This window comes from Sphingobacterium micropteri, from assembly GCF_014692515.1.
GTDB classification, from domain to species: Bacteria; Bacteroidota; Bacteroidia; order Sphingobacteriales; family Sphingobacteriaceae; genus Sphingobacterium; species Sphingobacterium micropteri.
Map to the genome: position 1 here is coordinate 1 of NZ_JACOIK010000003.1, position 23,112 is coordinate 23,112.

The following is a 23,112-nucleotide window of genomic DNA, read 5'->3' on the forward strand; positions in this document are numbered from 1 at the left end:
CCACCGAACCTCTAACAACGCTCAGATCCACCGCCATTATCTTAAATGAATCATCAAACTTTCTATGCATCTCTACAAATTTAAAATTACTTATTAAATCTGTCTCGCACTAAAGGTAGCAACTCCAAAACGGCGTTGCTCGCCATGACGGACAACGTGAACTTTGAAACACCGGAACCGCCTTTGGAGACGATGACGCAAGTTTTAAACGATTATGAGCAGAAGCTCTCGATGGCGAAGCGGCGCGGAAGCCCGGAGGACACTGCCGCGAAGAACCAAGCTAGAAAAGCGATGGAGCAAATGTTGAAACGACTGGCTTTCTATGTAACACAGACGGCTGATGGTGATCTGCCGAAACTTTTGAGTTCAGGATTTGCGGTATCCAGCTTACCGCAGAAGGATAATGTGCCGTTGCCAGTGACAGGGATTACCGTGGGTGACGGCCGGCAGAAAGGACAGATGCGATTGGATTTCGACAAAAACCAGTCTGCCAAATTGTACGAATACCAATTGTGCCAGATCGACGCGAATGGTCTGCCGGATGAGTGGGGTGAATCGTATACCACGTCATCATCAAGGCAGAACATCGTAGCGCCGTTGATACCCTATCAACGCTACGCCGTGCGCGTGCGTGCGGTAAACGGTTATGGTCGCTCGGATTGGTCGGAAATGGTAACACACGTTGTGCGTTAGCGGATGGAAATCCAGGTAAAACGCAGCAGACAGGGGGAGAACAGTACCCTGTCTGTTCTCTACATCGATGACGAACAGGTCTGTTATGTGCTGGAGGATTCGGTGCGGGACAAGAAAATCAAAGGAAGTACCGCTATTCCTGCAGGCCGCTATAAACTGGCGTTCCGACACTATGGTGGTATGCACGGGCGTTATCACCGGCTATTTCCCGATTTTCATAAGGGCATGATACAGCTGATGAATGTGCCGAACTTTTCCTACATCTATATTCACATGGGTAATAATTTCGCGGACACAGCAGGTTGCTTGTTGGTGGGGCAAAAGGTAAAGTACTTCAAGAAACAGAAGGAGTATGAAATTCGACAGTCCAGAAAGGCCTACGTAGCGCTGTATAAGCGGCTTGCGGCAGCAATGGAAAAAGGAGAAGTGTTTATAAAAATTCATGAGCTAAGTTCATGGGGGGACGAACTAAGTTTATGGGGGAATGAACTTTTAAATAGCAGAAAATGAGGAGGATAATCAAAAAAATAAGCCAAGCGGTACAAGTAGTACTGCTGGCACCGATAAAATTGCCGGCAAAGGCATTGAATGTGTTGAAATACATCGCCGTGGGTCTGGGAATCATCGAGCAGGTAATCCAGGATGATACCGATAAGCCAAAAACAGAAGGAAAGGAGGGGAGCGATGAGGTCGCTGAGTAATGTGCAGTTGGGTACGCTGGGCGGTACTGTTTGCTCGGTTTGGAACAGCTTCGACTGGAGTAATCTCGCATATACCGCTTTGATGGCCGTTATAGGCGCTTCAGTGAGTTACTTCACCAGCCGCTTACTGCAAGGTAGAAGGCGAAAGCGATAATAAAAAACACCCGGAGCGTAGGCTTCGGGTGTTTTTTGTTCGGAATCAGACTACCTAGAATTGATAAGAAAGTCCTAGGGAAGCTTGGCTCAAAATATTATTAAACAAGTCGAACTGACTTGTTTCCATGTCAATTTCTTTACCTTTTAGTTTGCGATAACTAACCAAACGGTTTAGGCGTATTTCGGCACCGAGCCCTTTGAAGAATGTGTACCGTCCTCCCGCGTGGAATGCTGAGGAATATAAGTCAGATTTGGTAGCCGTACCCGATATACTAGACGATTCTCCAGAAAGTATTTCCGTTTTAGAGGTTCCCATGGTGCCGTCTAATTCCAGAAAAGCCGCGAATTTTCCGTTATCAAAAAGATAGGTCTGGACAAGGGCGCCGGCATGCTGATCGACTGTTTTAGTATCTAGACTTCCGCTCATTCCCGAGATCGCTAGGTATGTTCTCTCTTCAGCGTTACGGTAGCTGTATAGCGCGCCAACGGCCCATACTTTGTCGATCCGAAAAACCGCTCGGGGCGTGATGGCGAATTGTTTCATTTCCGCCGTACCTTCCCCAGATGAAGCGCCTGTCGATGAGTTCACTGTACCTAAATGGGCATGGACGGAGATGTTGAATTTACTGTCTTGGCTATAAGACCGACCTGTAGCAAGTAAACAAGCTACTAAAACTAAAATGTAAAGTTTTTTCATGTTGAAATACTAAATAAATAGGGACACAAGCATGTTATCCATGCAGCTAGATTAATTAAAGGCCAAATATAGATTTTTCTACCGGAAGTTTATGCTACTGTCGAATCTTTTGTGATTTTCTATTATAGGTAGCTTCTTTGTCTTTTTGCATGCTTGAACTTAAACTACTATATTTGAGATGTAAACCGTACGAAATACAAATCCCAATATTCAACAAGATCCTGCTTGGCAATAAAAAAAACACCATGATCCAAAAAAGAAGTATCAAAAATGCAATGAAGTGGGCCATGTACCTGCTACATTTCGTAACAATAACTACCGTCTGCGGTCAATCCACAACGATCAACTATCTTTCGGGTACCGATAAAGACCATACCATAGATTGGGATTTTATGGTGAGTAGTGGCGCCAATAGCGGCACCTGGAGTAAAATACCAGTGCCATCCAACTGGGAAACCAAAGGTTTTGGCACCTATCATTATGGCTGGCAGGAAGATTTCGAGAAAAATGAAATTGGCTATTATAAGCATACATTCGTTTCTGATGCTCACTGGAAAAATAAGACGATAAAGCTTGTTTTTGAAGGATCGATGACCGACACCGAGGTAAAGGTGAACGGGAAATCGGCAGGCCCCATGCATCAAGGCTCCTTTTACCGGTTTAAGTACGACATTACGAAGCTGCTCAAATCATCCGGAGAGAATCTGCTGGAGGTAATGGTCCGGAAAATTTCTTCGGATACCTCGGTCAATAGAGCGGAGCGTATGTCGGACTTTTGGGTTTTTGGCGGCATCTTTAGGCCCGTATACCTGGAAATCGTTCCAGAGAGCCATATCGAGTGGACCGCCATTGATGCTAAGGCAGATGGTAGCTTTTTGATCAATGTTTATACAGAAGGGGATCAAAAAAATCAGACGGTGGAGGCCCAGATAAAAACGTTGGATGGAGAAAAAGTGGGTGCGCCTTTTCGTATGCCGCTTGAAAAAGATGCAGAAAAAACAAGCCTGCGCACACAGGTGGAATCACCGGACCTTTGGTCGCCTGAGTTTCCCAATCGCTATCAGGTCGAGCTGAAGCTGCTCGATGCGAAGCAAAATGTGGTGCATACCAAAACCGAAAAGTTTGGATTCCGAACGGTCGAGTTAAAGCGAGGAGTAGGCTTTTTCGTAAACGATGTTAAAGTAATGTTCAAAGGTGTCAACAGACATAGCGCCTGGCCAACCTCCGGTAGAACCATGAGCAAGGAGATCAGCATCATGGACGTCAATCTCATGAAAGATATGAATATGAATGCGGTACGGATGTCTCACTATCCGCCCGACGGCCATTTCCTCGACGTATGTGATTCACTTGGTCTTTTCGTTATCGATGAATTAACCGGTTGGCAGAAGAAGTACGATACAGCTGTTGGACGTAAATTATTGAAAGAGATGGTCACGAAGGATGTAAACCATCCGTCCATCGTTATCTGGGCCAATGGCAATGAAGGCGGTAATAATCATGAACTTGTGGAAGATTACGCCAAATACGATCCCCAAAATAGAGTCGTCATTCATCCTTGGAATATTTTTAATGGCACCGACACGCAACACTATAAAGGCTATGATTGCTGCGACGGATCGCTATATAATGGCAAAGAGGTGTTTTTTCCCACAGAGTTTTTGCATGGCCTGTTTGATGGCGGACACGGCGCCGGTTTAAACGACCACTGGAACAAGATGATGGCCAATCCGCTTTCTGCCGGCGGTTTTCTTTGGGTATTTGCAGATGAAGGCGTGGTTAGGCTAGATCAAGGTGGTCGTATCGATGCCGATGGCAACCATGCTCCCGATGGCATTTTAGGTCCTTATCGTGAAAAAGAAGGCAGCTTTTATACGATCAAAGAAATCTGGTCGCCCGTTTATATCGACCACGAAAAGCTGCCAACTCATTTTGATGGTGACCTGGAAATAGAGAACCGCTACCTTTACACCAATTTAAATACCGTGCAGTTTGCGTGGAAACTCAGCACTTTTCCTTCGCCTTATGCGCAGGATACGATAGAGACGGTGTTGGATGAGGGATCGATTGCTGGACCCGATCTGCAACCCAAACAACGCGGGAAGATGAAAATTCCTTTGGATCAGCAAAAAAAGGAAATGGCCGATCTCTTAACGCTAAAGGCTACCGATGTACACGGAAGAGAACTCTACTCATGGACCTGGCCGCTCAAGTCGGTGAAAACGATCAACGAACAATGGATAAACGAACCGCGTCCGCAAGCAAAGGCACAGGTAATGGAAACGGAGCGTGATGTAACGCTAACAGCCGGTGGTTTAGCCATCAGCTTCGACAAAAGCTCGGGATTGATCCGTCAGGTAAAAAGTGGCGATGAGCAGATTCCTTTCTCAAACGGACCTCAACCGGCCGTAGGAAAGGCGGACTTTGTCTCCATGGAGCACGCTACAAAAGGAGACAGTGTCTTTGTCGAAATACACTATAACGGCCCGCTGAAACGGGTGAAGTATAAACTAGCTCCCAGTGGTTTGCTGACATTGGACTACGCGTATTACCATGACACGGGAGATGCCGGCAATGCGTTTGATTATTTGGGAATAAACTTTGATTTTCCCGAAGAGCTGGTAACAGGTGTGAAATATATGGGAAGAGGCCCTTATCGGGTTTGGAAAAATAGAATGAAAGGTAACCATTACGGCGTTTGGCATAAAAAGTACAATAATACGGTTACCGGAGAATCCTGGGAGTATCCCGAGTTTAAAGGCTATTACCGTAATTTCAATTGGGTTGTCATTGAAAATACGATTAAACCCTTTGTGATCTATAGCGAAAGCGATGATCTGTTTTTAAGACTTTATACGCCACCAGGACCGCAAGCCGCAGAAAATGACCATAATTCGCCTCCGTTCCCTGCAGGTGACATCTCTTTTTTGAATGGCATCAGCGCTATCGGAACCAAGTTTGATGCAGCGACAAATCATGGTCCAGAGGGGCAACCCAATAAAATAGGACCAGAATGGATAGCAGGTAAACTGGTGTTTGATTTCGTAGGAAAATATCCATAAATACGGGACGATAGGATATCTTGTAACTGTTATCTTGTGACTGTATAACGAACTCTAATCGTTGCTCATTTGCGTGATCATAAGCGTATTACCTAAAATAGCTGACAACATCCAAAACATGTCCGATACAGGTTTACCTATGATGTCGTTTTTCAAAACTATTCTTAGTATTTTTGAGTAGATTATAACAACATCAACATGACAGCATTAAAAGGTAAAAAAGCAATTATTACAGGAGGAGGCCGTGGTTTAGGAAAGGCAGTCGCGCACTGTACTGTCTGTGCTATTGAATGGTGAGATGTTGTTGCTGAGGAGATACAATTGTCTGTTTTTATGGGCTAGTTTCGCGGTTGTTTTCCGTGTAAACGCACAACGACCTGTAAATGAGATTGAGATTACGGCTGTCCGTTCAGACACTAGTGAACAGCGGGATCTGATCGATATCGGTCGTCAGGTATTTGGTATTACGCCTCCTCAAGGGCAAGACAGTATAGGAAAAAAGGTTTATTTTTCGTTTTTACCTTTTTCCACGAGTGTGCCCGGTGGCGGTTATGCGCTGATTACCTCGACGACTGCGGGCTTCTATCTCGGTGATCGGGAAGACACCCATATGTCACGCGTTAACTTTACGCCTTACACGAATTTTAAGCAACGGTTTGGTTTACCTATCCGATCCTACATATGGCTTAAGGAAAATAAATGGGTTATCGATGGCGATATACGATTGTTGAAATTTCCTCATGAAATATGGGGGCTGGGTAAGCAATACGGTCATCATGACAAAATCAATTTGGATTATACGTACGTCAGATTTTATCAGCACGTTCTCAAACGCATTGACGGTGGTTTTTTTATGGGGCTGGGATACGACCTGGATTATCGTGCCGATATTCGGAGCAAAAGTGAGATTTCAATAGCTGATTTTACAGGATATCCATATGGTACTGCACAAAATGGATCTAGTATTTCTTCCGGATTAAGCTTAAATCTTATTTTTGATACAAGAGCGAACTCCATCAATACGTGGGATGGAAATTTTGCGAATTTGCAATTTCGTGTAAATCCAACTTTTATGGGAAGTACAGAGAACTGGCAATCTTTATATCTAGAGGTGAGAAGATACCATAGGCTTACGGATAATCCCAATAAGCAGCATATGATCGCTGTCCGCAATTTTTTCTGGACGGTCTTTAATTCTAAAGTACCTTATCTGGATCTTCCGACATTAAACTGGGATCCATATAATAGCTCGGGAAGGGGACTCCCGCTCAGTAGGTATCGAGGTAAGTCCTTATTCTATCTGGAGTCGGAATATCGTCGGGATATTACGCGTAATGGCCTTTTCGGATTCGTCCTGTTTGCCAATGTAACGAGTGTTAGCGGACCCGATACCAACCTTTTCGGAAACTGGAATTTGGGTACGGGGGCGGGAGCACGCATCAAGTTCAACAAAAAGTCTGGGACGAATATAGCCATTGACTATGGCGTGAGTAAAGGGTATCGGGGTTTTAGACTGGGACTGGGAGAAGTTTTCTAGGTGCAAGGCCATATACAGCATTTGTTTACAATCCTTTTCTTCCTTCCAACCAATAACCGTGGTGTTTGATCTTGCCGGTCGTTTTACTTTTAATGACTTTCCGAAAGGTTTGTAGTGATTTTACATTTCCGGTCAAAACGTAATACGCATCCTGCCAATTTTCGTGATCGAGAATATGGAGATGCTCCTGTATCCACGCCGTGTCTTGAAACAGGTTATTCTTGGAATAGACGATGCTGTTTTCTAAGCCTAATACGGGAGGTATGTGTTTATTTTCCTCGTCGAGTTCAAATATAAACCGGATAGGCAATTTGTTTTCTTTCACAACCGGAAGAAACGAGCTTGCTAAAGCTAACGATGTCTCATCACCAAAGAATACGATTCTTTTTGCGGTTTCGTTATAGTATTTTTGCTCTGTACGGGGATTGTTAAGAAGTATAATGTCACCTGCTTTTAGTCGATGCATAAAATCGCTTCCAACGCCTTTTCCATGCAGGTGTGCGATAAGTGTTAACTTGTCTTTTTTCTCGTTTACCTGCGCAACAGTGTAGCGTCGAGCTTCAGTATCGCTTACTCTGATGTCGAAGAAAGCACCAACCGGAAAATGCAGGTTTTTAAAATCTCCTTTTAATTGGAGTTGCTTGACAGATGGCGATAGATATGTTGTTTCGTCGATCGTTACGGTCGGTATTTTGGATATAAATAAATCAAGGGTATCAAAAACCCATTTTGGAGCACTTGGCATAATCGTTCATTTTAATTACTAACAAAGGACGAAAGTCTGTGCAAAATGAAAAAGGACGGAAAAGTGTAGTTGTTGGACTATTCGCGGTTTTTGTTTCGGAAGCCTGTCGCGTTCATTCCAGCTGCTTTGGTAAATAGTCGGGAAAAGTAAGGATAATCATCATAACCTAATATAGCAGCGATTTCCTTAACTGATTTATCGGAATGATAAAGCAAACGCTTCGCTTCTAAAATAACACGTTGCTGGATGTGGTAGGATACCGAATGACCGGTCACATCTTTCACACATTCATTGAGGTAGGAAACTGAAATATGTAAGGTTTCAGCGTAATCGGAAGGGCGTTTCTTCGTCAGGAAAGCGTGTTCCAACAAGCGAAAAAATTCATTGGTGATCCGCTCAAATCGCGAGAGCGATTCGGAAGGTTTTACTTGCTTTAGGTATAACGAAATGATCAGTCCTGCCAAGGCATTGCAGCTATCTTGCAGGGAAGGAAGATAAAGCTTATCGGATGTTCTTTCGTACAGATTTGTACACAGATTAAATGCTTGACGAACGATGGTGAGTTCTTTAAATTGAATGGGCAATGGCTTTAACGGAGCAATACTTTGTAACAGTTTGAGGTAATCTGGATGGATATTTTCGTTGCTGATGATGAGCATATACATTTCGATATTTTCTACTTTCAAAGCACGGTGCACCTGATTGGGCGATTGATAAAGAATTGTAGGTGTGCTGATTACATGTTGTTCAAAATCAATTTCGGTGTGTGTAACGCCTTTTTCCTGCAACACAAAAAAGTGGTAATCGTGCCGATGTGCATGCATCGTTTCATCGTCTGCCAAAAAAGATGCTGCAGACACTTTTGACACGGCTATGCCATGGCCGTATTCTTTAGGCAATGTTCTTATGGGGATATCTTTTTTATTCGATGTAGTGCGCATGTTGTTTCGTCTCCCTAAATTAGGACATTAAGCAATAGCTAAACCTACTTAAAAAGTTTTGTTATGCCAAATCTCCGGTTTACGGGCTTATCAATACTGCTTCTGGGGATTGGTTTATTGGATCATGATGCGCCGTCTGGTATCTATGTCGGTTTACATCATTATCTGATAATTTATCTTAACTTAGGGTCAGTATTTTGAGGGATTTTGATACCATATGGAACATATTGATTGTATAAAAGGGCTGCAACGTGGTTCCTATAATGATTTCAAAGAATTATATGCGTTATACCATGATAACCTGTATGGTTTCGTTTTTTCATTGGTGAAATCGCACAGTATAAGTAAAGAAGTCGTTCAGGAAACGTTTATCAAACTTTGGGTCAATAGAGAAAAGCTTCGTGCTGATGGAGCCTTCAAATCTTATTTGTTTAAGATTTCCAAAAATATCATTATCGATCGATTGCGGAAACAGATCACGAGCCCTGTATTTGATGATTATATGGACTATTGTGATACCTTGGAAAGTAGTGAGCCTACTTCCGATTCGAAGATGGATTTGGATTTATTTATTAAACGGCTTGAAAATGCGAAAACAAAGCTTACGGTTCGTCAAAAGGAAATCTTTGAATTGAGCAAGGAGCAGGGTAAATCTGCAAAGGAAATTGCTGAAAACCTGGCTATCAGCGAGCAAACGGTGTACAACACGCTCTCTGTGGCGTTACAGATATTGAAGAAGGAAGTCGGTTACACCGCTCTTGCCTTCTTCGCACTGTTTTTCTGAATGAACGTCGTTAATGTACTATGCTGATCTGCTGTATACCAGGCTTCAAAACAAACTCTTTTCCAAACCATTGCAATATGCCTGTCGTTTTCATTGGCAAGTCGATTATGGCTACAGATTCGATATCGCCAACCTGATAATCAACCACCACATTACCCAGCGGATGCGGGATGCTGCCGTTAACTTCGCGAAGTTTTCCTAAATGGGGTTGAATACGGATTTTTTTGAAACCGGGAGCGTCGCTTTTTATACCTAATACGGTGCGGAATACCTCGATATTTGGACTCGAACCCCAGGCGTGACAATCGCTCCGGGATGGCTCTGGTTGTTCTGCCCACGTGGTCAATCCCAATGATAGCTGCGTACGCCATGGATCCATCATTTCTAAGTAAGTGTCGCCCAACCCACCTCTGACCAGCGCCATGTGCAGGTAGTATCTGAAATAAATACTCGCCTGTGTAATATCTTCATCTGCTAACATTGTTTTCAATACGGAGTTTGCTTTTTCGCCATCAACCAAACCTGTTAAAATGGCCAGGATATTAGTGTGTTGAGAAAAGCTATCTGCTGAAGGTGTATCGGCAAATAGATTTCGTTTTTCGTTCCAATATTTATCTTGGAGATTTACGATAATACGGGTAGCCAACGCTTCATAACGGGAGCCGAGAGCAGGCTCGCCGAGTTGCCTTTCTAGCTCGGCAGCTAGTTGCAGCCCATACAGAAAATGCAGATCCTGAATAGCGGATTTTCCATCTGCTGTCCGGGGAGGCATACCCATTTCGAAACCTGATGTCCAGTCTGTAAAAAACCAGTAAGGGATTTTCGACAGGCTACCATCTTCTTCCAGGTGTTGTTCATAGAAATCTAAAATGGAACGTATAGCGGAGAGTTGACCAGTTATAAACTGATCGTCGCCACGATACATCCAGTAGTCGTGAACTGTCGCAATCCACCAAATGGAAAACGACGGAATAAACTGGTGTAGATGGGTTGGGTAACGGCTCATCGTAATGCCGTCTGAAATGATAGACTGCCGTCCGTTGTCTATGGCATTTTTAATCAACCGGTCATCGCGCGTGTTGTAAAGCGAAATCATCGCTTGTATTCGTGTATCCCCAAAATATTGCAACTGTTCGTAATAAGGGCAATCTTCATAGGTCTCATGCGCACATAAACGTGCTGTACGCCACCCTGTAGATAATATGTCCTGAAGTTCCGGCTGTTCCAGACTATGAAAATGAGAAACTTGTTCAAATGGATAGGCGGTGAACTCGCCGTATACGTCGTGCAGTATCAAGGGCTCTTGGCTTGTTTCTATTTCGAAAAGAACATAGCGATACGTTCGCCACCATAGCGACGTAAACAGACGGTTTCCACCGCCGTCTGGAAGAATTTCGTCGTAATATCCGATGAAAACTTTTCCTTCAATTTCATTCCGGTTGCCTTTATGTTGGAACCGTCCTTTATCATCTTTACGGTCTTCGAACAACGATTCGGCATATTTAATTTTGATTTTGGCTCCCTTTCCTTTGCTGAACAATACATTGAAATAGGCCGTAGTGAGATGGGTCTGATCAACCAGTAGGTTAACTGTAGAATGAGCAGGAACAGTATAGTTGCCTTTCTTTTGTGGAAATTCTGGCCATTTTTCGACTCCTTCGGCTTTTCGCAATAGAGGTATCCGTAGATTGGTTAATTCCATTTGTGGAATCTTTCTGGGAACCAGTTGCCATCCGGGATAATCATGAGCACCTTTTCCTGCCCCCATCATGATCTCGGCAGCATCTTTCCAAAAGGAATCGTCATAATCCGCAGACTCCCACCCCCATGGATATAATTCTCCTTGAATCTGATCGCCAGGCCCTGCTACGTAATACGTCTGAAGATCGGTTGTGGTGGGACGATAGCTGGAATTAACGAAACTTTTCCAGGTGGTATTGGTATTGACGACCTGTTCTGGCTCGCTATCGCCTTGGAGGATAAACCCGGTTTTGTAAAAGCTCATCTGCGCAACTGGCAAATGCTCTCCATAGTTCCATACAACCGCTGCTAGCACATTTTTTCCTTTTTTAACGTAAGGCGCGATATCGACAGTCTCAAATGGCCAATTGTAGACGTCTGCACGTGCAGGGCCGAGCGAAATTAATTCGCCGTTGATATACAGTTTGTAGCGATTGTCCGCAGAAACATGGACGATAAATTTTGAAGGTTTATCAGCTAGATCGAATACTTTGCGAAAGTGGTAAACGCCATAACCGTTTGCGGAACCATCGCTTGCCCTAATCCAATGGGCGGACCACCGCTGACCCGACAGGTTAGCATTGATGGCAATTTCTTGCGAACTTGTTGACAGGTAAACGCCTAGGATAAGGTAAAGGACAATAGCCAGTTTAGCCATACCTAGCGTGGATAGTGTATGTATGCGTAGCGATATACTCATTTTTTTTCGTTAATTTCGGATACAGGGAACGAATTATCGGTAGACAGGGTGGTCACTAAATTTCTCCATATATTGGAAGATAATACAATATGTTGCGTTTTGTTTCCCGAAGCATGTAAAAATGATTTTGCCGGACTCAAACTTATGCAGTTTATGATAGCTGCCGTTTGTATATTTCTTCCCTGAATTACAGCGGGTGCATGTGGCGATATCTGTGCTTTTAAGCCATCCAAAAAGAAATTTGAAACATCATCGGCAACAATAGCGGAACGCGTATCTTCTTCGTCAAATCTTAATTTTATGTTACGAAGATCGATTCCTTCAACGTGTCGTATGTAAAACCCATAGGCGGGTAACTTACCGAATATATCACACCGGGGATAGGATTTTTCCTCTTCAGGAACTTGGTCTATCGTTCGTTCTTCTACAGGTTTCGTCGGGTAACCCTCAAAATATAAGGGGGTATTTCCTCCAGTAAAGGTTAAGTCGATATTTTCTAGCGTAATATTTTTTAATGGAGCACTAGGGATGCCGGTTATAGAACTGCCATAGCGCCCTATCTTTGTTCCATAGATATTTTGGATGAGAATATCTTTGACGCTACCTACTGAAGGCATCTTGTTGTGTGTATATTCTCTTCCTCGATTTCCTAATCGAACATATATAGCGGCACCGAGAATATTGTTAAGCGAAATATTCGTAACGACGATGCGTTCCATACTGCCTCCATCCACGACCATCAATTCAACCCCACCTAATCGCGTATCATATACGATACAGTTATTGACTAACACGTCGTGGAATTTGCCCGCAGATTCTGTTCCGATTTTAATGCCGGAAGCATTGGTACTGATGATGCAATTGCTGATCGTCACGTTATGGCAACCCAGATCTTTTGAGAAGCTTTTTAAAACGATCCCGTCGTCACCACTGAAAATATGGCAGTTTGATACTTGGACGTTCCGCGAGTCGACGATATTACAACCATCTGTATTTCTGCCAGGTGTATCGGCATAACGGGGTTTATCCATATCGCTGTTTTCCTTGCTATTTACGGTGATACCATCGATTTGGAGGTTATTGCAGGCGTCGTATTTTTGTATCCACCATGACCCGTTTACCAAGGAAACATCATTGATCTTGATGTCGTGACAGGCTTTGAAGTGAATAATGTGTGTCCTCACCTGGTTGAGGCTGGCTAACGTAGCTCCATTCCCATCAATGACACCTTGGCCCGATACCGATATATGGTGTTGATTCTCGCTATAAACTAACGCCTTTCCGGCGTTATAACGTTCTTCTTTGGTAGGGTCCTGGACACCGATGTCTGGATAGTCCTGTGCGTTTGTGCTACCTAATAGTGTTGCACCCTTTTCGATATGTAGACGAACACCACTTTTTAAGAAAATGGTGCCGGACATGAACGTCCCCCCGTTTAATTGAACGACGCCGCCCCCTGCGGAATGGCAGGCATCAATCGCGTTTTGAATCGATTTGGTGTCAAGAGATTTTCCATCGCCTTTTGCGCCATAATCTTGAACATCGTATATGGTTGAATTTGTAACGGCGTGTACATAGGTTAACGGGAAAATAAGAGCAAGGAAAATAAAGTAAATGACGTGGCGGTAAAAAAGTGTATTGTGTTGCATGTTTGATGATCATTAATCTGAAAAATGTTTGTCACGGTACATTTGTAGGCCCGTGACAAACGCCTTGTATGTTAATATCCTGTACTTGGGGTCATATTTGGATTACTTTCCAGCTCTGCCATGGGTATAGGATAGTATAGGTCTTGCTTGTTATACGTAGGTGCCCCGACTCGGGTATTGGGATACCAAGTTTTGATTTCCTGGTCGAGAGTTTTCCAACGACATACGTCTATCCAATGCTGTACGCCTTCTCCACAGAACTCTTTGAAACGTTCTTCACGCAGTTCGTCTCGTAGTTGCGTGCCGCTGGAAACGATATCTACTTGGGGGGCAATCACATGTGCCGGTAAACCGTATGCACGTCGGCGGACTTTATTGATGTATTCTCTTGTTATTTCCTCATTATCGACTAGGTTGGCTTCGGCATATAGCAGATAAACGTCCGCCAATCGCATCAAATACATGTTGATGCCCACGCTATTGCCAACGTAGGGGTTATCGCCAACGCGTGCATTCCTAGGGATATATTTCCCTAGACTCCAGCCTTGATAACTGCTCTCGATATCTTTATATTTCATGACCACTGTATTGGCACCACGCATGGTCACTGGTGTACCCGGCTGAAGGGCGGCTATATGTAAACGAGGATCGGAACCGAAGCGCTCAACGTTCGAATCATGAAAGAAAATGTTTCCCCATCCTGCGGACTCCACATTGCCTGCAGCATTTTCGAAACATAATGCGGCAAGTAATGCATGCTGGGAACCTTCGCTATTCCAGAAGTTTGCACCTGAATTTCCATTTCTAAAGTTGATTTCTAAAATCGATTCACTGTTGAATTTGATCTGTTTTTCGTTAAACATATCTTTATAGTCCGCAAATGAAACGAGTTCCTTGCCGGCGTTATCGATTACGTCTTTTAATACTATTTTGGCCGCAGCTAAATCGCCTTTAAACAGGTTCAATTGCCCCACAAAGCTTTTGACAGCAAAGGATGTTGGGCGTGGGAAATTTTCGCTGTCATTCCAACTGGCGGGTAACAAGTCTATAGCCTCTTTGTAATCCAATAGAATCTGATCATAAACTTCATCAACGGTATTACGTGGGATATTTAGCTTTTCAGGGCTAGAGGCCACTTCCAATCGGAGTGGGATACCTTGTTTGCCCCCATCGCCGTTGGCTGCATAACCCTCCCCCCAAAGCGCTACTAAATGCTGGTGTGCCCAACCTCGCCAAAACAACGCTTCGCCCTTCATCTGGCTTAATCGCTTCATATCTTCTGGCGAGAAGCCAGCTGTATTGATTCTACTAGCTTCTAAGAGCACGGTATTGGCACAGTTGATCACTTTATAAAGAGCGAACCATAGCGTCGATATATACGTGTTGTCTGGTGTAATCTGGTTGGTTGCCAATTGATTCCAGTAAGCATCTGCCGTCCACGACATATCCACGGTATGATCCGTTACGAACGTGCCTTTGGCAAAGATTCGTTTCCCGTAGAGCCCCTGTTGGGTCAATTGCCCGTAGATGGCTGTAACGACCTGCTCCATGTCGGCTATGGACTTCGGAAAGACTGCGGGAGAGAGACGGGAGGGATTCGAGACGTCCAAGAAATCGTTTGAACAGCCCCAAATTAAAATAGCAGTTAGTATAATGGATATTGTTTTTTTCATGATAAGTGGATTAAAAAGTAAGGTTTAAACCAGCGATAACCGAACGTGTATTCGGATAACGTTTTTCGGTATAATGATTACGCGCGAGGTATCCACCGCCAATCTCGGGGTCTCCTTGAAAGCGGGTTAACGTCATGATATTATCGCAGTTTATGTAAACTTTAAGGCCTTGGACACCAAGTGGGGAGAGGACTTTCTTTGGGATATTGTATCCGAAATGTAGATTGTTCAATTTAAGAAAAGAACCATCTTCTACGAAATACGATGATACGTTTCTAAAATTATTATTTGGGTCAGTCTGGGTAACGCGAGGATGCTCGGTCTGCATATTTTCGGGTGTCCATGCATCATAGACTTTATAAGTTGTGTTAAAATCCCCGAAGAAATTTCTTTCATAAGCCTTGGTGCTATTGAATATGTCCATCCCGGTGTGTGCGAGCCAAGCCATAGAAAGATCAAAACCTTTCCATCTTAGGTTAATATTCATGCCGTAGATTGCTTTTGGCCAAGGGTTTCCGATGTAGGTTCGATCATCTACCGTTATTTTGTTATCCCCATCTAGATCCCGATATTTAAAGTCACCTGGCGACGTTCCGGGTGTTTGATAAACACCGTCTGGTGATGCGGCATTTAGCTGATCAACGGCAGCTTGATGTTGAAAAATTCCATCGACTATATATCCGTACATTTGACCCATTGGAAAACCATTCTCTGTTCGATAAATTGAACTGTTGATGGCCGTTGAGCTTCCTGTCCATATCAGTGGGTTTACTTGGTCACTCAATTTGATGACTTTATTCTCATTTGTCGATAGGGTAAATGCGACATCGTATTTGAAATCTTGGATCGCATCTTTCCATTGTACCATAAGTTCAAAACCTTTATTGCTGATTTCTCCAATGTTAGCGACGTAACTTGGAGAAAGCGCGAAGATATCGCTGTTGTATGCTCCTGATGACGGAGGGGCAGAGATTGTATAGAGCATGTCGGTCGTTTTTTTCTGATAATATTCTATCGTGGTCTGTAAACGATTCTGTAGGAAGCCGGCATCGAGCCCAAGGTTCCACTGGGTAACATCTTCCCACTTGATAGCTGCATTTGGGATATTTGAAAACCAGAAGCCACGATTCGTTACGAGGTTGTTGTATGCGTAATATAGGTAATTACTGGTGTAAGCTGGTTCATAAAGGAATTGGGGAATGGTATTGTTCCCTATTCGTCCCAAGCTTCCTCTTAGCTTCAATTGATTTAACCACTGCATCTGTGCGCTGTTTTTTATAAACGACTCCTCGGCTATATTCCAGCCCGCTGAAGCCGATGGAAATAGCCCAAAGCGGTTTTCTGCCCCAAAATTGTCATAACCGTCCCGACGGATGCTTGTTTCAAAAAGGTATTTATCTTCGTAGGCGTAATTTAAACGGGCGAATTGTGATAAGCTCCGCCGCAACCCTTTACTTCCTAAAGCTTCTGTAGCACCGGAACCTAGACTCATGTCCTCCACAGGCTCTACACTAAAGCCCGTTTTCCAACCTCCGGCGCTGGAAGATTCCGTTTTTGAGGCTTCATAGCCGGCCAACACTTTAAAATTATGTTTTTCGGCAAATGTCTTGGAATAGGTAAGCGTGTGGAGCATCCGCATATGGAATTCCTCGCCGTAATCTTTTGTATATCGTTGTTCTTGACTGATATTTCCGGTATTCCAGTATTCTTGAAACCAGTTGCTCGCGGATGAGTTGTATCGTCCGGTTAGAGTGGTTTGCAAGGCGAGACCGTCAATAATCTCCCAATCAAATATCACATTTGCACCGCCGTTATATCCGCGTTGGTTGTAATGATTGGATCCAATGATTGCTGCGGGGTTAGGACCTTCATAGTATCCTCCTGGAGGCTGCATTCCCCAGCCTCCACCCATGACATTTTCCGGATCGTACGGGAGCATGGTAGGAACCTGCCGGTAGTAAATTTTGCTGGATGTTGCATCACCAAATACACTGGGCGCTCTGTCGGTGAAACCTAGTGTAAGGATCTCGGTCATTTTAAATCGATTGCTGAATTTTGTTTGTGAAGAAAACCGAAGGTTTCCGGCGATGTCGTGCGATCCTTGCTCTATCCGCTGATTGCGAACAAATTCACCGGAAGTATTATAGTTCGTGTGTTCGCTTCCGCCGGTAGCTTGTACGAACACATTCTGTGTAACGGCGGCATTTCTCCAGACGTATTCCTCCCAGTCGGTATTAGGTAGGGAAGAGGGATCGTCCCATCCGGCATCGGGATTATTCGTAAATCCCGCTGCTAATTTTCTGTCGACATAGTCTGGCGTTTCCAATAACCTGGGAATATCTATTGGCAAGGCCACACCTCCGTTATAACGTGCGTTTACCACTGGCTTACCTGCTCTTCCCCGTTTGGTGGTAACAAGGATCACGCCACCAGCTCCCTGCGCACCGTAAATTGCGGTTGAAGCAGCATCTTTTAATATTTCCAACGATTCTACATCATTCATGTTTGGAGCTGTTCCTGGAACGCCATCGACAATCCATAGTGGATCTGATCCATTTACAGATGCAGCTCCTCTAATAATAATATTTCCGTTGGATACATTTACGCCAGCTACCCGACCTTGGATTGCATTGGTGGCATTCATATTCAGATCATTGAAATCAGCAGGTCGTAAAGAGGCTACTGACCCGGTCACATTCGATCGTTTCTGCGTGCCGTAACCGACGATCACGACCTCATCCAATACTTGGTCGTCTGGTAGAAGAATAATATTTACCTCTTCTTTGCCACTTAGTGACACTTCTTGTGATACGTGCCCTATATGGGAAGCGACCAAGGTAGATTGAGGTGGGCAGGAGAGCGAGAAATGACCTTGCTCATTACTAACGGTAGATTGAGATGAGCCCTTAACCGTTATCGACGCCCCGCCTAGCGGTTGTCTATTTTCGCCCAGTACTACCCCTTGTACGATAATATCAGATTGTTGGCTTTTCGTTTCTGCTGTAGTACGCCTGGATATAATCGAGAACATATTTCCGTTTCTACGATATGTCAACGCCGCATCAGTGAGAGTTTTTGTTAGAAAATCTTCAATTTTCATGTTCTCTGCCTTTATGGTAACATTGTTTGTTCGGGGGAGGACCTGATCCCGGTAGTTAAACCGGTAAACCGTTTTCTCCTCAACGGCATCCAATACGGATTTGAGGTTTTGATTTGTTACGGTAATCGTAACAGTGTGTTGCTGTTGTGCGAAAACAGCTGCGTTGGTTAATGACACGAATGTGTGTGCGAATAATGCAAATAATACACGGAACGTATTATTTTTTTTAAAATAATCTAAAATCATATGGTTATCTATGTAATTTAAGTTTAAGATTCACGTATTCATGAATCTTGATTTTGATCTGCACTGTTTCAAATGCAGGCCTTCAAATGTGTACGATATTTTTTCGTTAGCGTTGTTGATATTTCATTTTTCTACTTGAAGTTTGATGATTTTATGGAACAATTTGATTAGCGAAGCTGTATGTTTATTTTTTCCTGCGATTGTTGGATGGTAAAGTTGTAATGAAGGCTTAGTATATCAAGTACCTTATAGACATTATCCTCTTTGAAGCTGCCTGTAAAGGAGCCCAAATGAGAAGAATCCCCAATAATTTCGATATCTACACCGTAACGCTTTTCTAACTTATTTATCACCTCGTGTAAGGTAGACGAGCGAAGAACAAGTTCTCCTCGAGTCCATGCCGTTTCAAATTCCGTATTGGTTTGTTTAGCGGAGAGTTGGTGTTTCTCTTTGTCGTATATGACCTTATGATAAGGAGTCATGACGGTCGAAATGACCTCATTCCCTTTTGTCCGCAGTCGAACACTGCCCTCCAACAATGTGGTCTCTATCGTGTTTAGATCGTCGTAAGCATTAACATTGAATTTTGTACCTAACACTTCGATCTCTATGGATTCTGTGTGGACCAGAAAAGGTTTGTGTTCGTCTTTGGCGACTTCTAGGTAAGCTTCTCCGTTTATAGTTACTTCTCGAGTTTTATGTCCGAAGTCAGGTGCATAGGAAAGGGTAGATGCAGCATTCAAGAAAACCTTTGATCCGTCAGGCAATATTATTTCTGCTTTTTCTCCACTTCTGACTTCCACCAGCATTGGCCTGTTAGGCATGAAAGTGTCTCGGCTACTAGTTTTCAATACGTAATATCCAGCAAAAATAAATAGGATGAAAATAGCTGCTATCTTTGCAATCTGTATGAAAATTGGTCGGATGCGGTTTTCTTTTCTTATGCCTAATTTACTCGCTAACGCTTCGAAATCTCCTGGAGGCGTTGAATCTTTATGCTCATATGTGTGCCATAATACAGATAATACGTCTTCTATTTGCTTATCAGATGCGTCTTTTAACATCGCTTTGAGCAATTGATACTCGTCGTTGCTGATCGTTGAATGTGTATATTTCTGTAAAAGTGTCTGTAGATCTTGACTCATATCCGTATTATTTATATAGGAATCTGTGTTCCCATTTTTAGTTAATACGTAAATACATCTGAAGTCTACTATAAGAATTTTTCTTTTTTTCGATATCGTGCTTAAATCATGGGATAACACATTATTCAACAAGTTCCAACAGGCTGCCTGTAAACGTCTTATTGTTGCGTGCAGAAAAAAGCTGTTTATTTAGATCGAAACATCAAAATCCGTCATCGTAGGTTCCGATTTTTCGGTCTTGTAGAGTCGGAATATCGTCGGGATATTACGCGCGGACTGAATACAGAACTTTTCGGAAACTGGAATGTAGGTACGGGTGCCGGAGCACGGATCAATTTCAACAAAAAGTCTGGGACGAATATAGCCATCGATTATGGGGTAAGTAAAGGGTATCGGGGTTTTAGGCTTGGACTAGGAGAAGTGTTTTAAACGCTCCAGAGCAATTCTGCTTTGGAGCGTTTTTTAATACTTTTTTTAATCAGTGCTTGCGTGATGGCGGATCGGGATAGTTTTTAGTTGGCGCAATCCGGTAACTGCTCGATGCTTCATAGGTATTGCCGTAGTCATCTGTGGCTCGTACACGGATACGATGCTCGCCGACAGCTAGATCTACCGGCAGGCTCACACGCCAAAGATGTGCACTGGGCATAGCGTCGGTAGGCCGCCGCCCTGGCAGTAGCGTGTCTAGATTATCCCAAGGGTATAGTTCGGCCAGATAGGCAGGATCGGATGTGCGAACCGGCATCATTTTTTTCCATTCGCCTCCATCTACCGTATATTCTACCATATTACCATGATGCCCCATAAAGAAGTTGGCAAAAATAGCGGAGCGGCTCCTTTTTCCTTGTCCCACAACCTTGGGATGAAAGAGGTTGATCTGGTAGGTAGAATCGCGCCCCGACGCTTGGTAGCGGATACGGTATTGGTTTTTGTCGAAATCGATGAATGCATAACCATTCGGTGTACCGTCGCGCATGGTAGCGCTCGGTACTCCTCGATTATCTAACTGACCAGAGTACCAATCACCGGAAGTGGTGCCTGCATTGTATTCGTGATGTGGCTTTTCTTGATGCCAACCATCTTTTTCATCGTAGAAATGCTGTGTCTGGGTATGCATGTGTGCAGAAAGGGAAAGTGTGTGCGGATATTCCCGGAGTAGATCAAACAACCGCTGCCTGTCTTCTGCCCGGAACGTGTCGCCATTACGGTGATCCAAAGGGATGTGGAAGGCCAACACAATCAGATGGTCTGTAGGAACATGCTTCAGGTCGTTTTTTACAAAATCGAGTTGCTCTTTGCGAAAACCGCCGAGATAACCTTTGCCGGTCCGGGGATTAGGGTAGCGCACATTGTCCAAGACAATGAAATGTACCTTACCGTAGTTAAAGGAGTAGTTTGCCGGCCCGAAATTCGCTTCGAAGGTTTCATCAGACAAGCTGTCGGCCTGCACATCGTAATTCATATCGTGGTTACCTTTGAGATTATACCATGGCAACCCAATACGCGCTACGCTCTCTTTATAACTTAGATGGAGGCTTAGATCATCACCTACGAGATCGCCTAAACTGATGCCAAAAGTTACGTTCTTGATGCCTACGACCTCGTCCACAATGGCACGGTTAAAAAAGAGCATTTCTTGTGCTGTATAGGCTTGTGGATCACCGAATACCAATACGCGGAATTGGTCGTTTTCCCGGCTTTTCGTAAGGCCGAAGTCAATACTTTTGGGAAGTGGTCCTGTTGGAGTCACACCAGCATACGTGAGATCTGTTGGAGATCCTTGCGGCTTGTGTATGTAGAATGACTTCGGTAGGTAATGCCTGTCCAGCGGTATAGTATAACCACTTGGTTTTATAACGAAGATGATATCGTCGTTGCCGACCGGTAAGGTATAGCGGCCTTGTGCATCGGTTAAAACAACATCAACGCCATTACTGACGGGCACATTTGGTAAACCGGTTTCTATACCGTCTTTTTTGCCGTTACGATTGGCATCTAGATAGACGGTTCCTTGCGCTTGTTGTTGGGCATAACTCCATGCGGATAGCAGAAGAAAACCCGTGCTGAGCAACAATTTTAAATTTGTTTTCATTTTGTGTCAGATTATTTATGAAAGGGCATGATGTAAGGTGAATTTTTATGTTGAACCAATATGCGGTTCATATCGTGTTTGATGGTAACGACTCCCGATGCTGTGTCGTAGGTGAAATCATCCAAACCTCTATTCTTGGGAATGAAATCGGGAATAATGGCTTTGGTATGTTTATCGGTTACATGGCTATTGGAAAGCTGTTCACGTTGCGATATGGGGAATCGGATACCAAGATCGGTCATGCGGCGTCCTTCGGCAATGAAAATCTCCTGCCGCAGCAGATAGATGAGGTAAAGGGTTTCGTCGGCTGTTACTGCTCCATCAACATCGGATAACGTAATATGAGTACCTGATACGGAATACGCTGGAATATTTCCTAGCGAGCGATCTAATACCAACCCTTCTTTGGTAACCGACTCGGTGTCGAACTTCACGGAAGCAGCCGTTAGGGGATAATCTTTTCGGTTACCACCGTTTCGTTTTTCTTTGCTATCGTTGAGCATCGTTGTTGGTCTTTTTCCAACACAGTTGGTGAGCAGATCTTTCAATGTTTGTTTCGCCGCCGCAATATTCTGTTGCGCAACGAGTGCTTCCGCGAGAATCAGATACGCCTCTTCAGCCTTGGCTATCGCGATCGGTTTTTCATCCTCGAAGATCGTTGTCGTTTGGTGGAAATATTTAGGGTCCAAGAAGTCCAGACGGGGGAGTGGCGCAAACGAGTTGGTTGCGGATGAAAAAATATAGCTTTGGAAATTGTTAGACGGGCCGTTTTCTGTACCGTAGTGTACCTGCCGCAAAGATAACGGATGGGTAATCGCTTCACGGGAAAATTCGACAGCTTCCGTTAGATTGCCTAACCGGTAGTGAGATCTGGCCAGTAAGAGCGTGCATGCCGCTTGATCTTCGGTTTCAGAAAAGAGGCTGGATGCTTCCGTGAGGAGGACGATGGCACTTTCCAAAAGCTCGTTAGGTGATCGAACTTCTCCCCGTGCTTCGGTAGGTAGGCCAATATAGAGCTCAGCCCCGAGTATATGGGCATAGGCCTGATAGAAGAGCAATTCGGCTTTTTGCTGGCTGACATCTTCGTCCTGCAAGGGAATAAGTTCCTCCAGACCGAATCTGCTCGTTTCCATGAGTTTATGGATAGCAGCTTGAATATTGGCGACGTCCTGATCAAAATAATTGATTTCAGGGTTGTCAAATACCTTGCTGCTTTGGGTGTAGTTGTTAAAATAGTTGTCAGACACTAGTTCGGAAAATTCGACAACTGTCCCAACGGTGACGCTGGCTTGCCGGCGCACGCCATTTAACCAGGTCTCTAAAGATTGGAAGCTCGGGATAAAGCGGTCTTCTGTTACATAGGGATTGGTGACTTCGGTCAGTTCACAGGAGCTAAGCAGCAACATGGTGCCAGCTAGCATGTATATCGGTTTTTTGAATCGTTTCATGAT

General features: G+C 44.0%; 18 protein-coding genes. 8 read left to right on the forward strand and 10 right to left on the reverse strand.

Annotated features, from left to right (window positions below; all coding sequences use genetic code 11):
- Nucleotides 1–144: 144 nt before the first annotated feature.
- The 4 genes from H8B06_RS04285 to H8B06_RS04300 are packed head-to-tail and all read left to right on the forward strand — an operon-like array spanning nt 145 to nt 1,548.
- Nucleotides 145–693 carry a fibronectin type III domain-containing protein gene (locus tag H8B06_RS04285; RefSeq protein WP_190993080.1) on the forward strand — a complete coding sequence of 183 codons (549 nt, stop codon included), beginning with the start codon at nt 145–147 and terminating at the stop codon, nt 691–693.
- A 3-nt stretch (nt 694–696) separates the two neighbouring features.
- Nucleotides 697–1,203, forward strand: a complete 507-nt coding sequence (locus tag H8B06_RS04290) for a DUF5675 family protein (RefSeq protein WP_190993081.1) — start codon at nt 697–699, stop codon at nt 1,201–1,203.
- Nucleotides 1,200–1,394: a hypothetical protein gene (locus H8B06_RS04295; RefSeq protein ID WP_190993082.1), complete on the forward strand. Its 195-nt coding sequence runs from the start codon at nt 1,200–1,202 to the stop codon at nt 1,392–1,394. The genes H8B06_RS04290 and H8B06_RS04295 overlap by 4 nt, the downstream gene beginning before the upstream one ends.
- Complete coding sequence (locus H8B06_RS04300) at nt 1,378–1,548, forward strand: hypothetical protein (RefSeq protein WP_190993083.1); 171 nt, start codon at nt 1,378–1,380, stop codon at nt 1,546–1,548. Before H8B06_RS04295 ends, H8B06_RS04300 begins: the two co-directional genes overlap by 17 nt.
- 54 nt (nt 1,549–1,602) lie before the next feature.
- On the opposite strand, the gene H8B06_RS04305 is transcribed toward H8B06_RS04300, so the two are convergent.
- A complete protein-coding gene (locus tag H8B06_RS04305; RefSeq protein WP_190993084.1) occupies nt 1,603–2,247 on the reverse strand; it encodes a hypothetical protein in 645 nt (214 codons plus the stop codon).
- Between the two features lie 245 nt (nt 2,248–2,492).
- Here H8B06_RS04305 and H8B06_RS04310 point away from each other — a divergent pair, with 245 nt between their 5' ends.
- Together H8B06_RS04310 and H8B06_RS04315 are read left to right on the forward strand one after the other, a co-directional pair.
- Nucleotides 2,493–5,309 (forward strand): glycoside hydrolase family 2 TIM barrel-domain containing protein, encoded by a 2,817-nt coding sequence (locus tag H8B06_RS04310; protein ID WP_223857471.1) that lies wholly within the window; start codon nt 2,493–2,495, stop codon nt 5,307–5,309.
- Nucleotides 5,310–5,607: 298 nt separating this feature from the next.
- Nucleotides 5,608–6,846 (forward strand): BamA/TamA family outer membrane protein, encoded by a 1,239-nt coding sequence (locus H8B06_RS04315; protein ID WP_190993085.1) that lies wholly within the window; start codon nt 5,608–5,610, stop codon nt 6,844–6,846.
- A 25-nt stretch (nt 6,847–6,871) separates the two neighbouring features.
- Here H8B06_RS04315 and H8B06_RS04320 read toward each other — a convergent pair whose 3' ends face one another.
- The gene (locus H8B06_RS04320; RefSeq protein ID WP_190993086.1) at nt 6,872–7,591 is read right to left on the reverse strand and encodes an FAD-binding oxidoreductase; all 720 of its coding nucleotides are present in this window, start codon (nt 7,589–7,591) and stop codon (nt 6,872–6,874) included.
- Nucleotides 7,592–7,668: 77 nt separating this feature from the next.
- On the reverse strand, nt 7,669–8,532 hold the full coding sequence (locus H8B06_RS04325; RefSeq protein ID WP_190993087.1) for an AraC family transcriptional regulator: 864 nt from the start codon (nt 8,530–8,532) through the stop codon (nt 7,669–7,671).
- A gap of 217 nt (nt 8,533–8,749) precedes the next feature.
- Here H8B06_RS04325 and H8B06_RS04330 point away from each other — a divergent pair, with 217 nt between their 5' ends.
- Nucleotides 8,750–9,316: an RNA polymerase sigma factor gene (locus H8B06_RS04330; protein WP_190993088.1), complete on the forward strand. Its 567-nt coding sequence runs from the start codon at nt 8,750–8,752 to the stop codon at nt 9,314–9,316.
- 10 nt (nt 9,317–9,326) lie between these two features.
- Here the strand turns inward: H8B06_RS04330 and H8B06_RS04335 are convergent, their stop codons facing one another.
- From H8B06_RS04335 to H8B06_RS04355, 5 genes are all read right to left on the reverse strand, one after another.
- Nucleotides 9,327–11,756 carry an alpha-L-rhamnosidase-related protein gene (locus tag H8B06_RS04335; protein ID WP_223857472.1) on the reverse strand — a complete coding sequence of 810 codons (2,430 nt, stop codon included), beginning with the start codon at nt 11,754–11,756 and terminating at the stop codon, nt 9,327–9,329.
- Nucleotides 11,753–13,405 carry a glycoside hydrolase family 28 protein gene (locus H8B06_RS04340; RefSeq protein WP_190993089.1) on the reverse strand — a complete coding sequence of 551 codons (1,653 nt, stop codon included), beginning with the start codon at nt 13,403–13,405 and terminating at the stop codon, nt 11,753–11,755. The genes H8B06_RS04335 and H8B06_RS04340 overlap by 4 nt, the downstream gene beginning before the upstream one ends.
- Before the next feature lie 71 nt (nt 13,406–13,476).
- Nucleotides 13,477–15,078 carry a RagB/SusD family nutrient uptake outer membrane protein gene (locus H8B06_RS04345; RefSeq protein ID WP_190993090.1) on the reverse strand — a complete coding sequence of 534 codons (1,602 nt, stop codon included), beginning with the start codon at nt 15,076–15,078 and terminating at the stop codon, nt 13,477–13,479.
- Between the two features lie 10 nt (nt 15,079–15,088).
- Nucleotides 15,089–18,424 (reverse strand): SusC/RagA family TonB-linked outer membrane protein, encoded by a 3,336-nt coding sequence (locus H8B06_RS04350; RefSeq protein WP_190993091.1) that lies wholly within the window; start codon nt 18,422–18,424, stop codon nt 15,089–15,091.
- A 167-nt stretch (nt 18,425–18,591) separates the two neighbouring features.
- A complete protein-coding gene (locus tag H8B06_RS04355) occupies nt 18,592–19,569 on the reverse strand; it encodes a FecR family protein (RefSeq protein WP_190993092.1) in 978 nt (325 codons plus the stop codon).
- Nucleotides 19,570–19,737: 168 nt separating this feature from the next.
- Between H8B06_RS04355 and H8B06_RS04360 the strand changes: the two genes are divergently transcribed.
- Nucleotides 19,738–19,998: a hypothetical protein gene (locus H8B06_RS04360; protein ID WP_190993093.1), complete on the forward strand. Its 261-nt coding sequence runs from the start codon at nt 19,738–19,740 to the stop codon at nt 19,996–19,998.
- Between the two features lie 49 nt (nt 19,999–20,047).
- Here H8B06_RS04360 and H8B06_RS04365 read toward each other — a convergent pair whose 3' ends face one another.
- Together H8B06_RS04365 and H8B06_RS04370 are read right to left on the reverse strand one after the other, a co-directional pair.
- Nucleotides 20,048–21,661, reverse strand: coding sequence for a calcineurin-like phosphoesterase C-terminal domain-containing protein (locus tag H8B06_RS04365; protein WP_190993094.1), 1,614 nt, complete (start codon nt 21,659–21,661; stop codon nt 20,048–20,050).
- A gap of 11 nt (nt 21,662–21,672) precedes the next feature.
- Nucleotides 21,673–23,109, reverse strand: a complete 1,437-nt coding sequence (locus tag H8B06_RS04370; RefSeq protein ID WP_190993095.1) for a RagB/SusD family nutrient uptake outer membrane protein — start codon at nt 23,107–23,109, stop codon at nt 21,673–21,675.
- Between the last annotated feature and the right edge of the window lie 3 nt (nt 23,110–23,112).